The sequence below is a fragment of the Streptomyces sp. NPDC050287 genome (genome assembly GCF_044459385.1).
Classification (GTDB): Bacteria; Actinomycetota; Actinomycetes; order Streptomycetales; family Streptomycetaceae; genus Streptomyces.
The window spans coordinates 387,801-401,236 of the sequence record NZ_JBITIY010000004.1 but is presented as its reverse complement, the minus strand read 5'-3'; the positions used below and the strand labels follow the sequence as shown (position 1 = coordinate 401,236).

Sequence of the window (13,436 nt, the reverse complement as noted above, 5' to 3'; positions counted from 1 at the left end):
CACGTCAGAGGGAGTCAGCCCTTGAGCGCGCCGCCGAGGGCGAAGCCGCCGCCGAGTTTGCGGGCCAGCAGCAGGTAGAGCAGGACGACGGGCAGCGAGTACAGCAGCGAGAACGCCGACAACTGCCCGTACTGCGTCTGGTCGTGGGCGCTGAGGAACGTGAACACGCTGACGGACGCGGGAAGTTTCTCCGGGGAGAGCAGCAGGATGAAGGGAACGAAGAAGTTCCCCCACATGCCGATGAACGTGAAGATGGTGACCACGACGACGCCGGGCCGCATCAGCGGCAGCACCACTCTCCACAGCACCTGCATGGTGTTCGCGCCGTCGATCCGGGCGGCCTCCTCCAGGACGACCGGTACGCCGTCCATGAAGTTCTTCATCAGCCAGATCCCGAAGGGCAGCGCGGAGGCGGCCAGGAACAGCGTGGTGCCGGGCATCGAGTCGATCAGGTCGACCTGCACGAACATGCTGTACACCGGGATCATCACCGCGGTGATGGGCAGGCCGGTGGAGAACAGGATGGCGTAGAGGAACGGTCGCCGTACGCGGGAGCGGTAGCGCGAGAGCGGGTAGGCGGCCAGCACCGACACCACCACGGTCACCGCCGTCCCGAAGCCGCACAGCAGGAGGCTGTTGAGCATCGGCCGGTAGGTGGTGTCGACGTCGAGGACCGCGTCGAAGTTGTCGAGCGTCAGCGACGAGGGCAGCGTCAGCCGGAAGCTGTTGGTGTCGCTCACCGAGGCGAGGACCATCCACAGCAGCGGCAGCACGTACAGCACCGACACCGCCAGCAGGACGGCGTTGACCGCGACGCGGCCCCGGCGCGGGCGGCGGCGAGCGGGGCCGGGTGCGGTGACGGCCGCCCGCCGGGCGGGTGCGGTCGGCGGCGTGGCGACGGCGGCCATCAGTCCTCCTCCAGTTTGAGCAGCCGGATGTACACGACGGAGAACAGGGCGCCGACCACCAGCAGCACCAGCGCGATGGCGGTGCCGTAGCCGATCAGGCTGTTCTGGAAGGCCTGCTGGTACATGAAGATCGGCAGGGTCTCGCTCTTGTTGCCCGGTCCGCCGCGCGTCATGGTGTAGATCAGGCCGAAGACGGAGAGCGTCTGCAGCGTGATCAGCATCAGGTTGGTCAGGATCGACGGCCTGATGACCGGCAGGACGACCCGCCACAGCCGCTGCCAGGCGTTCGCACCGTCCATCTCGGCGGCCTCCAGCAACTCCTGCGGCACGTCGTTGACGGCGGCGGTGAAGACCATCATCGAGAACGCGGTGCCGCGCCAGACGTTGGCCAGGCACACCGCCAGGATCGGCATCGTGTACAGCCAGTTCTGCTGCGGCAGGTGCACGGCGTCCAGGAGCGAGTTGAGTGAGCCCTGGTCGTAGAAGAAGGCGTACATCAGATAGCCGGCGACCACCTCGGGCAGCACCCAGGCGGCGATGACCACACCGCTGATGAGCGCCCGCACCGGTTTGGTGGCCTTCTGCATCAGGACGGCCAGGGCGAGCCCGAGCGTGTTCTGGCCGATCACCGCCGAGCCCACCACGAAGACCAGCGTCAGCTTCACCGAGTTGACGAAGTCGGAGTCCTTGAGCGCTCTGGTGAAGTTGTCCCAGCCGACGAAGCTGGTCCCGGAGGCCCCGGTGAGCTGCATGTTCGTGAACGCGTAGTACACGCAGTAGGCGATCGGTCCGGCCAGGAAGACGGTCAGCAGGATCACGGCCGGCAACGTCGGCAGGCCGCGCAGCAGCGTGCGGACGGCGGGAAGGGGCGCCGCCCGGAGGGACCGGCGGTGGTGACCGCCGGTCCCTCCGGGCGACGGGGCGATCGCGGTCACGAAGTGCTCTCGACGGTCTTGTCGTCGCCGACGGCCGCCTTGACATCGTTATCGAAGGTGCCGGCGGCCTTGTCGACCGAGGCCTGACCGGTGGTCACGGACTCCATGGCCTTCTGGATCGCGGTCGAGACCTGGTTGTAGGCGGGCAGTCCCGGCCGGTAGTGGGTGTCGGCGACCAGCTCGGTGAAGAACTTGTTGGTCGGCACCGAGTCGAGGTACGTCTTGTCCGAAGCGACGTCCGTGCGCACCGCGATGTTGGCGTTGGTGGCGTTCCACTGAGCGGCGTTGGTCTTCGTCTGGAGTGTGGTCGACAGGAACTTCCAGGCGAGATCGGGGTTCTTGGCCTTCGCGGGGATCGACCAGGCCCACCCGCCGGACATGCTGGTACGACCGGGCGCCTGGCCGTTCTGCGTCGGCATGGCCGCGGTGCCGATCACCGACTGCCACTCGCTCCACGGTTTGGCCGCCGCGGAACTCCAGTTGTTGGGCATCCAGGAGCCGTCGATGTCGATGGCCAGCTTGCCCTCGGGAATGAGTTCGGTGCCCACGGCGGTCCCGAAGTTGGCGCCGAGCGCCTGCTCCTTGGACGGACCGAGGCCCTGGCTGTAGAGGGTGTGCACGAAGTCCAGCGCGTCCTTGAAGCCCTTGCTGCCCACGACCCACTTCTTCTGGGAGGCGTCGTAGAGGGACTTGTCGCCGGCCGGGGTGCCGTACAGCAGCATCTCGAAGCCCTGCATGGAGGACGCCTCGCCGCCCGCCTGCCCCGTGTAGAGGTTCAGCGGGGTGACACCGGGCAGCTTCGCCTTGACCTTCCTGGCGGCGGCGATCACATCGGCCCAGGTCTTCGGCTGCCAGGGCACCGGGATCCCGGCCTTCTGCAAGAGCTGCTTGTTGTACCAGATCCCGCGGGTGTCGGTGTCGTCCGGTACGGCGTAGATCTTGCCGTCGGAGGCACCGGTGACCGCCCCCTTGGCGGCCTTGGCGTACTGCGACCAGTCGGCCCACTTCGCGGTGTAGGTGTCCAGGGGCTTGAGGTAGCCGCCCGCGATGTCGGAGTTGATCAGCGCGGTGTCCTCGTAGATCAGGTCGGGCGCCGTCGAGGGGGAGCGCATCATCAGCTGGATCTTGGTGTAGTAGTCGTTCTCGGAGGAGGTCACCGGAACGAGGGTCACCTTGGTGCCCGGATTGGCCTTGGTGAACTGCTTCACCATGGTGGCGAGGAAGTTGGCCTGGAGCTTGTTGGTGCTGTCCAGGTTCTGCCAGTAGACCACCTTGACCGACTTGGCCGAGCTTCCTGACGAGCCCGAGCCGCAGCCGGAGACGGCCAGGGCGGTGGCGGCGGTGAGGGCCGCGGCGGTGACGAGTCTGACGCGCACAGTGGTTCCTCCGGGAACGTGAAACCTGAGGGAGAGCCGCGAATTTTCCGGGCGACAAGACCAGGTCGCACGACGCCCCATGCATGGCGCCACCTTGCGCTGCCTGGCCTGATAGGTCCGACTTGGTGGCGTCAGCTAAATCCAATTGATGGATGAAGTCAATGCTTCCGACGTGTAAACTTTCGCCCTGGAGCGCCCACGGGAGTGCTCGCCGGGGGCCCCGGGGGCGCCGTCGAGAGCGGTGGACAGGGCCTGTCAGGTGCAGGGAGTCGGGGCCGCGGTGGTCCCGGCGGACCGTACGCGCGCGCGCATGCCGACGGGTGCGGGGCGGGCGTCGAGGGATGGACAGGGCTGACGTGAGGGGTTCAGGTGACCGACAGGTGACGATGCTCAGCGGGACGAACCTGCCGCGGGTCGGCGGCTACAACCAGGCCGTCGTCCTGGACGCCATCCGCACCACGGGGCAGGTGAGCCGGGTCGAGTTGGCGGCACTCACCGGCCTGACCAACCAGACCGTCTCCAATGTCGTGCGCAAGCTGCTCGACGCCGGTCTGGTGGCGGAGTCCGGTCAGGCACCGTCCAGTGGCGGCAAGCGCCGCACCCTGCTGTCGATGCGGGCCGACGGAGCCTTCGCGGTCGGTGTCCACCTGGACCCCGAGGCCGCGGTGATCGTGGTGGTCGACCTGGCCGGAGATGTCGTCGGAGGCCGCCGACTGCGGCTCGCCGACCCCGCCGACCCCGCCGATGTCGTGGACCGGGTCGCGCGCGCCGCCGGACGGCTCGTCGACCGCAGCGGCGTTGACCGCGCCCGCCTGCTCGGCCTGGGCATCGCCGCCCCCGGCCCGCTCGACGGCACCTCCGGGGCCGTGGTGTCCCCGCCGAACTTCCCCGGCTGGGGCCGGGTTCCCCTGGCCGGCATGTTCGCCGAGGCCACCGGTCTGCCCGTCGCCCTCGACAACGACGCCACGGCCGCCGCCATCGGCGAGCGCTGGATCGGCGGCGCCGACCGTGCGGGCAGCTTCCTCTTCATCTATGTCGGCACGGGCATCGGTGCCGGCATCGTCCTCAACAACACCGTCCTGCACGGTGATTCGGGCAACGCCGGCGAGTTCGGCCACATGGCGGTGGAGCCCGGCGACCGTGTCTGCCACTGCGGCGCCACCGACTGCCTCGGCCCGTACTGCAGCCCGCCCGCCCTCATCGACGACCTGCTGCGCCTGCACGGCCGGGCCGCCGCCGACCGCATCGGCCTGACCGGCTCACCCGACTCGGTGCACCACGACTGGAAGGCCCTGCGCCGCGCCGCCCGCACGGGCGACCCCGATGCCTGTGACGTCATACGCCGGGCCGCGCGCCGCATCGGAGAGGCGGCGCGGGGAGCCGCCAGCCTGCTCGACGTCAGCCGGGTCGTCCTCGGCGGTGAGGCACTGCACGGCATCGAGCCGATCATGCGCGAGGAGATCGACGCCGCCGTCAACCGCACCTCGGTCGCCCGCACGATCCGCGCGGTCGCCGTCGAACAGAGCGTCATCGGCGACACGGTCGGTGCCGTCGGGGCGGCTTCGCTGGTGCTGCACGGCAACTACGCGCCGGGGTGGCGGATGCTGACGGATGTGTCCGGGTGACAGCGACGCCCTGCTGTCGGTGACTGGTCGGTCGGGAGGCGATCCGTGCCCTGCGGGTCACCCGGGGTGAGGACACCGCTTTTCCTGTTCGGCCACGAGAGCGGCACGGCCGTCCGGACCACGGCGGTCCTGCCCGCCGCGGGTGTCCCGGCGCTGTGGAACCCGGCGGCCGGTGGGACCGCGCCGGCACCCGTCCACCGGACGAGCGGGCGCGCGGTGCAGGTGCCGCTCGCCTTCGCGCCGTACGAGATCCGGATCGACGCCGTGCGCCGGGACGCGTCGGTCCCGCCCCACCTGACGGACGCCACCCTCGACGTACTCTCCGTCGAACGTCACGCCTGTGGCCTGCGCGCCACCGTCGAGACCGGGTCCCCCGGCAGCCACCCGGCTCACCTGAACCGATGCCGGCCGCCCCACCGAGGCACGGTCCGCGTCGACGACCCGATCGGTCCCCGTCACCGCCAACTGCCGAGTCCCCCGCCCACGCCTTCGCCGGCGGAGGGTTACGCGTCGGCGGCTGCGGGCTTCTCCGGCTGCGACGAGGTGGACTCCTCGGCCGTCTCCGGGGAGGTGTAGTAGACGGAGCTGCCCTGCTTGGAGCGCTGCGCCTGGGTGCGGGCGACGAGCCCTTCCAGGGTGGTGCGAATCACCGTGGTCTTGATGTTGCGGTCGGGATGGGCCTGGCCGAGGGCCGTGGCGATCTCGGCCGCCGAGCGCGGTTCGCTCTGCTCGGCGAGGTGGCTGCGGACCAGGTCGACCAGTTTCGGCTGCTTGGTCTTGGCGGCATCGCTCTTGGCCGCAGTGGGTGCGGCCTTGCCCGCGGTGGGCGCGGCCTTGGCCGCGGGAGGTGCGGCGGCGGACTTCTTTGCCGGGCCACGACGGGAGGCCGAGCCGGCCTTCTTCGTCTTCGTCTGCTTCCGTGTTGCGGTGGCCGGGGCGGTGGCTGTCTCTGTGCGCGGTGCGGGCACGGCGGTGGTGTCCGCCGTCGCCGCGGGCTCGGACGGGGCGGACGGCGGTGCGGTGTCGATCACCTGCTGGATGCCGACCAGCACCTGGTGGTCGCGTTGCAGAGCGGTCAACTGCTCCTGGAGGGCGGCGATTTCAGCGCCGATCCGTTCCTGCTCCTTGGTGTTGCGTTCGAGGTCGGCGGTGACCTGAGCGGTGTACTGCGAGGTCAGTTCGGTGGGGGAGGTGGTCTCGGACATGCGATGCACAACCTTTCCTCGGCATGGGCCGCAGTGGAAGGACCCGACTGCGTGCGGGCGCTGTCCCGGACGGTCGGCCCGAGTTGGCAGCACCTGCAGTACATGGAGCCTTAACCGTAGCGATAGTACGGACAACCGGATGCGGAGTGTCGCACCTGTGCAGCCTGAGTCACTCGTCAGTGTGCCCGCGCGCCACGGCGGCCGGGGTGCGAAAGAGCACGGATCGGCGAGCCATGAGTCATTCATTGAAGGGAGTTGAAAGGGTACGCCCTTAACGTGTCAATGGTGTGCCGGACATCTTCTGTTTCCTTGGTGGTAACTGAATTCGTGCATGGGCAGGCACCGATTCCACATCCCCTCTGTCTTTTTCCGTCGGCGGCACAACCAACCGGGAACAGGGCCTGTCTAATTCGGCGAATTGACGACGCACGGGGGCTGCGGTCCCCGGTCGGGACGCTCTGCGTCCCGGATGTTCTGAGGGCCTGTCACCTATGGATTGTCTGACCTTGCGCGGGGCCGTGGCTCACGGCGTTGCCGCGCACCGGAGCGCACAGCGACGAGCGGACGGGGGCCGGGTATGAGACCGGCGGCCCGTTCGGAGTTGCAGACCGATGTCGGCCTCGGCGGTGAGGGGCCCTCCATACCCGCGGCGGAGGTGCCCGGACCGGGAATGCCCGCCGGTCCGCCACCGGGCCGGTCCCACGACCGCCTCGGGTGGCTCCGCCTGCCGCGCCCGATGCGCGCCAGGCGGGCCGCCGCCCTGTTCGCGGCGCTGCTCACCGTGAGCGTGTTGTGCGCCGGTGACATCGTGGCCCGTAGCTACCCCTTCGGCTGGCGCACCCGCAGCGTCAACGACCTGGGCAACCAGTACGTGCCCTTCCACGCGCACTTGTGGGACCTGCTGCACGGACGGGCCGACGGCGGACTGTTCTTCAACTGGCAGTCCGGATACGGCGCCGGCTTCCTGCCTGACCTCGGTACGTACCTCACCAGCCCGTTCGCCTTGCTCGTGGGGGTGTTTCCGCGCGACGAGATCGATCTCGCGGTCTATGTCATCACCGTGCTGAAGATCGCGTGCGCCGCCGCCGCCATGGCCTGTCTGCTGCTGACTCTGCGCCCCGGCCGGTGGTGGGCGGCGGGACTGCTGGGCGCCTCCTACGCCCTGTGCGGCTGGACCGTGGCGAGCGCCGTCTACAACCTGATGTGGCTCGACGGGCTGATCGCCCTTCCGCTGCTGTGCCTGGTCGGCGAATGGGTGCTGAACGGACGCCGTCCGGTCCTCGGGGTGGTGGTCGTGGCGGCCGCCTGGATCGCCAATTTCTATACGGCCTATATGGCCACCCTCGCCGCCGTTCTCGTGCTGCTGCTGAGGCTGTTGCTCTCCGGTCCGCCGCGCCGCCGCATTCTCGCGGTGGCGGGACGCGGCGGCCTGACCGTGGCACTCGGAATGGGACTGGCCGCGCCGCTGGTGACGGTCGTGTATTTCGGCACGACGCACGCCTCCCCGGGCAGATTCACCGATTTCACACCGGTGGCGACGCAGGACCTGCTGGCCCGCCTGCTGCCGACGACGTACAGCTTCGGTTCGCCCGCCCTCTACGTGGGCACCACGGCGCTGCTGCTCGCCCTCGCCCTGCCCTTCCACCGGACAGCGCCCCGGCAGGTGCGCATCGGTTGGACGGTGCTCATGGTGGGGGTGACACTGTCGATGCAGTGGGCCCCCACCCAACTGATGTGGCACGCCTTCACCCCGCCGCAGGGCAGCTCGTACCGCGAGACCTTCGTGGTGTGCGCACTGCTGGTGATCGCCGCCTGGCACACCCTCTCCTACGGCCCACCCGGCCGGCGGGCCCTGGTCGCGGCCACCGCGCTGCTCGCCCTGATCACCGCTTACGCGAGCCGGAGCGACCTGGTACGGCCCTTCGTGTGGCCGATCCTGCTGACGGCCGTCGCGGGCGCGCTGGGCGGACTGGTCCTGCTCGCCCGTACGAACGGCAGGCGTGCCGCCGGTGGCGGGCGGCGCACGGGGCCGGCCGTCCTCGCCGTATTGCTGCTGGTGGGCACACAACTCGGGGAGACCACCGCCACCGCCGCCGTGACCACCCGGATGCGGCTGGCGCAGATGGACGACTACGCGCCCTGGGGGGACCGGCGGCAGCAGCAGGCGGAGGCGATCGCCGAGGCCGACGGCTGGCCCCGCTACCGCACCGACCCCGGCCGCGAGCAGACCGTCGGCAACGACCCGCTGCTGGTGGGCGGTCAGGGAGCCCAGTACTACAGCAGCCACACCTCCGACATCCTCTTCCGCACCCTCACCGCCCTCGGGGGCGGCTGGACATCGGGGGGACGCAGCCTGCAGAGCCTGGACAACGCCGTCACGGACGCGATCTTCTCCGTCGGCGCGCGGGTGCACTCCCCGCCGGACCCGCACCAGAACTGGTTCCCGCAGGACGGCAGCGGGGTGACCGTGTCCCGGCAGGAGGTACCGCCGCTGGTCACCGTACGACCGTCCGCCGCCACCGCCCGCACGCGCGTGTCCGCGTTCGGGCCCTCGCCCTACCGCAACCAGGAACTGCTGCTGGGCACCCGTGTCTACACCGTGCCCCGGCTCACCGTCCGCACCGGAACCGGCAAGCCACCGCAGCGTGTCGACGGCGACCGGCCGGGCGTACGCATCGGCGCTCTCGGGCGCGGAACCACCGTACGCAAGCCCACCATCACGGCCCAGTGCCCGGCAGACAGTGAGGTGTACCTGTGGACACCGCACTTCGCCGGCACCGCACGACTCACCGGCGCCGGGGCCCATGGCCTGACCGGACGTTTCCGGTCCGACCCCGTCACCAAGATCGCTGCCATGGCGCGGCTCGGCACCGTCCCGGTGTCCGGACGGCTGACCATCGAGTTGTCTCCCAACCAGCCGAGCACCATCCCGGACGGCGCGGTCGGCTGCCTGGACACCACGCGGCTGCACACCGCCGTCGAACGCCTCACCACCACCGGCGCCACCGACGTGACCGTCTCCGGCGGCACGATCCGGGCCAAGTTCCCCGCCGGCACCACGGGCACCGCCGTCATCGCGGCACCACGGATCGCCGGCTGGCGCTGCGCCACGGGAGACGCGGGGGCCACACCCGCGGGGGAGTACTACGGCCTCATCGCCGTATCCCTGAACGCCTCCGCGACCAGCGTCTCCTGCACGTTCCATACGCCGGGCCTGCGGCTGGGCATGAGTGTGGGCGCCGTGTCGCTGGTGACGCTGCTGCTGCTCTGCACCCTCGCCGTCGTCCGTCGACGGCGAAGGCCGCGGAGCCCCGAAGCCCGGTGAGTCGGTCCTCTCCACCGTTCACCGGGCGGACGTCGGCCAAGGCTGCCTCCGAACTGCGTTGACTTCGGCGTACGCCGGCGGTTACAACGTGGGGCTCGCCGAACTCGCGGCCTTGGCCTGCTCACGCGCCCTGCGAAGGGGGGGCGCGGGCGTGTCCGGCGGATTCCGATGCCCCCCGCACAGAAGGAGAGGGCCGACCCGTGCGACGGAGCGGTGGCGTGTTCGCCGGACCCGGCACACCGTGAGAGGGCCGCGGGCCCGTGACGGCGCGGCCTGGGCGATACCCCTGGCGCTGGCCATCGACGCCATCGGCACCGGGCTCTGTCTCCCGCTGTCCATGGTCTACTTCCTCACCGTCACCGACTTGTCGCAGACCGGCGTCGGCCTGCTGATGACCGCCGCTGCCGCCTCCTCGCTCCCGTTGCCGCTGCTCGTCGGGCGGATCGTCGACCGCATCGGGCCGCGGCCGGTGGTGATCGCGGGGCAGTTGCTGCAGGCCGCCGGGTTCTTCCTGTACCTGGCAGTGGCCGGTCCGGCGTCGCTGTTCCTCGCGGCGCTGGTCGAGGCGGTGGGGCTACGCGTGTACTGGTCCTCGGTGTTCGCGCTGATCGCCGACCAGGCGGCGGCCCGGCCGGCGACCAGTGGTTCGCCCGGGCGGGCATGATCCGAGCGGCCGGCACCGGCGCCGGCACGCTGCTCGCGGGCGTTCTCCTCGGGCTCGCCTCACAACAGGCTTACCGCGCAATGGTGTTGGCGGACGCGATCTCCTTCGTCGTCGCCGCCGGGACGGTCGGACTGTTGGTGCGCGGTGCACGGCGGCACGCGAACGGACCTGACGGCCAGTCCCCTGAGGGGATACGGCAGTTGCTGCGCAACCGGCCGTGTCCGTGGCCGAGAACCTGCCCTTCTTCTCGACCACGGACTTCTCCAGGGTGACGACACCCGCGCTGGTGGTCGCCGGCGACAAGGACGCCTCTGCGCACCTGACGGTCCGGGGCCCGGAACGGCACGCCGATCCATACGTCCTTTCCCCGGGCCGAAGTCCCTGTTCACCCTGTTCGACGCAGAGCACGGGCTCGGTGGGGTCTCCGGGTACGACGTCGCCGATACCACGGACGAGACCCCAGAGCGAGTCGCCGCGGTCCAGCGGCTCACCTGGGCCTACCTGCGCACCGAGCTCTACCCCGGGGATTCCGCCCGGCAGGCGGCGTGTGACGCGCTGACGGCGGGCCCGAGCCCGCTCGGACGGGTGGAATCCAAGAAGGCCTGAGAGGCGCGGCCCCTCAGTTCGTCATCGCGTCGCGGACGAGTGCCGTGTCGACGAACTGCTCGAAGCGGACGATCCTTCCGCCGCGGACGACGAAGTGGTGGGCGACGCGGACGGCGAGTTGCTTGCCGGTCGCCTTGTTGGCGGCGGTGTAGCGGGCGAGGACGACGACGTTCTCACCGTCGACCACGTAGGTGTCGTCGTGCGCGGTCCACCCGTCCCAGTCCTGGGCGAGCCTTTCCATGACGTGGGAGGTGACGCCGTCCGGAGTGCGGTAGGTGCCGGCCAGCGGGAAGCCCGCCATCTCCGTCCACTCGACGTCGGGGGCGAGGGTGGCGCGCAGGGCCTCCAGGTCGCCGGCCGCCGAGGCCAGGTACTGCCGGCGAACGACGTCGGCGGGGGCATCGGAGCTCGCGAAGCCGGCGCTCGGTGGGGCCGTCGACGTATTCATCGCAGCATTCGTCGCAGTGCTCGTGGTCATCATGGTCAGCCCCAGGCCATCTCGCCCTTGGCGACCTTCGCACCGATCTGCGCGGCGATCAGCATGCCGTGGTCGGGGTAGCGACGAACGAGCGCGTCGGTCAGCGCGGCTGAGTCGGAGGCCTTGCCGAACTCCTCCTCGAAGGCGGTCAGGTAGTCCCGCGTGGCCGTGATGGCGGAGGCGTCGGCCGGGGTGCCGGGAAGACGGTGCCCGGGGACGACCAGCTGCGGGTCGAGGGCGGCCATCTCGTCCAGCAGCGTCATCCAGGCAGCGCGCTGCTCGGGCTGGGCGGTGTCGGCGACCCAGACGTGCTCCTGCTGGAACAGCAGGACACCGCCGAGGAGGGCGCGGTGCTCGGCCTGCCACAGGTAGTGGCGGTCCGGCAGCTGAGCGCCGCCGCCCTTGAGCTCGAAGCGGTGCCCCTCGAAGGTGAGGCCGTCGGCCAGCGGCTCGAGGTCCACCAGACGGGTGGGCAGGTTCGGACCCAGTGCCTGCCATGCCTTGAGCTTGCCCTCGTAGGAGTGCTGGATGTGCTCGATGACGTGGTCGGTGGCGACGAAGGCGGCGTCGGGGAAGGCGTCGGCGAGGACTTCGGCGCCGAAGTAGAAGTCGGGGTCGCCGTGGCTGACGAAGACGGTGGTCAGCTTCTTGCCGGAGTCGAGTATCTCGGCGACCAGCCGGTGGCCGTCGGCCCGGGTGAAGCCGGCGTCGACGAGCAGGGCCTCACTCTCGCCGGTGACGAGGGTGGCGGTCTTGTTCTTGGTGCCGGCGGGGAAGTCGAGGTCCAGGACCGTGAAGGAGAGCGTGCTCATGGGTGCTCCTCGGGAGGGGTGGTGGGTGGCGTGTCAGGACGAGCGGGGGGCGCCGAGGGAAGCGAGGCGGCGGTCCACCTCGTCGGCGGTGGCATGGCCGCGGGCCACCGGGACGGCACGCGAGCCGTCGACGGCGAGAAGGGTGGGGAAGGCGGTGACGCCGAGCTCGGCGCTGCGGCGGAAGTCGGCGCCGGCCGCTTCCCGGGCGTCGGGCGACTCGAAGGCGGCCACCACGGCGTCGGCGTCCAGCCCCGCGGCCTCGGCGAGCTGCCGATAGGTGGCGGGATCGGACAGGCTGTGTCCGTCGACGTAGAAGGCGTGCTGCAGTGCCATGGCGAGTTCCACCGCCCGGTCGGGGGCGCTGCGCCGCAGGGCGGCGACGCCGCGGGCGGCGGCCTCGGAGTCCATGACGAACGATCCTTCGGCGGCGAGCCGTCGGTATCCCTCGCCGAAGACGGCGCCGGTCATCCGGCTGATGTCGGCGTTGGCCTGCTCGATGTAGCCGAAGTCGCTCAGCGGTACGCGGCGCTCGCCGGTGAACAGGCCACCGGAGACCACGTCCACCGACAGCCCGGGGTGGCGGGAGACGACCTCGCGCAGCGTTCCGGAGAAGCCGTGCGACCAGCCGCAGTAGGCATCGAAAACGTAGACCAGCTTCACCGAGGACCTCGACAGGGAACGGCGCCCACCCGATGCGGGCGATTCATCTGACAGAACAGTAACTGACGTGTCAGATATTTCCCCGGCTCTGTGAACTGCGCCACAGTCACGCTGCTGGCGTCGGTGAACCAGCGCTGCCGTCGAAGTGCGGGTCAGGGCAGGCGGGGCAGCTTGTCCCGGGCCGAGTGGCTGAGGATGCGAAGGTCCTCCGCGAACCGCGCACGGTCCTCGGACGGCAGCGGTTCCATGAAGTACCGCTTGATGTTCTCCACGTGCACCCGAGAAGCGCGGACCGCCGTCTCCTCGCCCAGCGCAGTGAGCCGCACCAGCTTCGCGCGCCGGTCGTCGGGGGCTTCCGCGCGTGCCACGAGCCCCGCCGCCTCCATGCGGTCCACCAGCCGGGTGGCGCCGCCCGTCGTCAGGACCTGCTCCTGGGCGATGGCCCGCATCGACAGGCCCGGGGTGCCGGCACGCCCGAGGATCAGCAGGACCTCGAACATCAGATGGCTGATCCCGCACTCCACCTCCAGGGCCCGCCCGAGGATGTATTCCAGCCGGTTGGCCGCGCCCTGCAGCCGCCCGAAGGCGAGGATCAGCTCGTGGCCCGCGGCCTCCTTCGCGTTCCTTATCCCCGCCTGCTCGCTCACGGCCTCGCCGCCCCTCGTGTCGTCCCGGGTGCCACCGTACCGATCATGCCTTGGGTCGTGGCTGGTCGCGCCTGCCGCTCATCGGTGAGCGGAGGAGGACCGATGCGCGCCCAGACACCCGAGCACGCCCGGCCGCTGACGACAGGTGCACTGTCGGGCACCCACCGGTGCGCTGACCCGCCGTTCCGCGGATCC

The 13,436-nt window shown here is 70.4% G+C and carries 12 protein-coding genes and 1 pseudogene; 5 read left to right on the top strand and 8 right to left on the bottom strand.

Annotated features, from left to right (window positions below):
* Positions 1–14: 14 nt before the first annotated feature.
* From ACIBK3_RS16740 to ACIBK3_RS16730, 3 genes are read right to left on the bottom strand one after another with little or no spacing between them, the layout of a single operon-like run.
* Complete coding sequence (locus ACIBK3_RS16740) at positions 15–908, bottom strand: carbohydrate ABC transporter permease (RefSeq protein ID WP_399366178.1); 894 nt, start codon at positions 906–908, stop codon at positions 15–17.
* The gene (locus tag ACIBK3_RS16735; protein WP_399366177.1) at positions 908–1,843 is read right to left on the bottom strand and encodes a carbohydrate ABC transporter permease; all 936 of its coding nucleotides are present in this window, start codon (positions 1,841–1,843) and stop codon (positions 908–910) included. The genes ACIBK3_RS16740 and ACIBK3_RS16735 overlap by 1 nt, the downstream gene beginning before the upstream one ends.
* Entirely contained in the window at positions 1,840–3,219 is a 1,380-nt protein-coding gene (locus ACIBK3_RS16730) for an extracellular solute-binding protein (protein WP_399366175.1), read from the bottom strand. The genes ACIBK3_RS16735 and ACIBK3_RS16730 overlap by 4 nt, the downstream gene beginning before the upstream one ends.
* Positions 3,220–3,605: 386 nt before the next feature.
* Here ACIBK3_RS16730 and ACIBK3_RS16725 point away from each other — a divergent pair, with 386 nt between their 5' ends.
* Positions 3,606–4,844, top strand: coding sequence for an ROK family protein (locus tag ACIBK3_RS16725; protein WP_399366838.1), 1,239 nt, complete (start codon positions 3,606–3,608; stop codon positions 4,842–4,844).
* Between the two features lie 66 nt (positions 4,845–4,910).
* Positions 4,911–5,420, top strand: a complete 510-nt coding sequence (locus ACIBK3_RS16720) for a hypothetical protein (RefSeq protein WP_399366173.1) — start codon at positions 4,911–4,913, stop codon at positions 5,418–5,420.
* On the opposite strand, the gene ACIBK3_RS16715 is transcribed toward ACIBK3_RS16720, so the two are convergent.
* A complete protein-coding gene (locus tag ACIBK3_RS16715) occupies positions 5,348–6,049 on the bottom strand; it encodes a hypothetical protein (RefSeq protein WP_399366171.1) in 702 nt (233 codons plus the stop codon). The two genes, ACIBK3_RS16720 and ACIBK3_RS16715, sit on opposite strands and share 73 nt — an antisense overlap.
* 736 nt (positions 6,050–6,785) lie before the next feature.
* Between ACIBK3_RS16715 and ACIBK3_RS16710 the strand changes: the two genes are divergently transcribed.
* From ACIBK3_RS16710 to ACIBK3_RS16700, 3 genes and pseudogenes are all read left to right on the top strand, one after another.
* A complete protein-coding gene (locus ACIBK3_RS16710) occupies positions 6,786–9,374 on the top strand; it encodes a YfhO family protein (protein WP_399366170.1) in 2,589 nt (862 codons plus the stop codon).
* Between the two features lie 241 nt (positions 9,375–9,615).
* The gene (locus ACIBK3_RS16705) at positions 9,616–10,038 is read left to right on the top strand and encodes an MFS transporter (protein WP_399366168.1); all 423 of its coding nucleotides are present in this window, start codon (positions 9,616–9,618) and stop codon (positions 10,036–10,038) included.
* 223 nt (positions 10,039–10,261) lie between these two features.
* A pseudogene (locus ACIBK3_RS16700) lies at positions 10,262–10,644 on the top strand (chlorophyllase); the annotation flags it as partial.
* Between the two features lie 13 nt (positions 10,645–10,657).
* Here ACIBK3_RS16700 and ACIBK3_RS16695 read toward each other — a convergent pair.
* The 4 genes from ACIBK3_RS16695 to ACIBK3_RS16680 form a co-directional block, all read right to left on the bottom strand.
* On the bottom strand, positions 10,658–11,092 hold the full coding sequence (locus ACIBK3_RS16695; RefSeq protein ID WP_399366167.1) for a nuclear transport factor 2 family protein: 435 nt from the start codon (positions 11,090–11,092) through the stop codon (positions 10,658–10,660).
* Positions 11,093–11,127: 35 nt separating this feature from the next.
* Complete coding sequence (locus ACIBK3_RS16690; RefSeq protein WP_399366166.1) at positions 11,128–11,934, bottom strand: MBL fold metallo-hydrolase; 807 nt, start codon at positions 11,932–11,934, stop codon at positions 11,128–11,130.
* Between the two features lie 33 nt (positions 11,935–11,967).
* Entirely contained in the window at positions 11,968–12,594 is a 627-nt protein-coding gene (locus ACIBK3_RS16685; protein WP_399366164.1) for a DsbA family protein, read from the bottom strand.
* A 152-nt stretch (positions 12,595–12,746) separates the two neighbouring features.
* Complete coding sequence (locus ACIBK3_RS16680; RefSeq protein WP_399366162.1) at positions 12,747–13,241, bottom strand: MarR family winged helix-turn-helix transcriptional regulator; 495 nt, start codon at positions 13,239–13,241, stop codon at positions 12,747–12,749.
* Between the last annotated feature and the right edge of the window lie 195 nt (positions 13,242–13,436).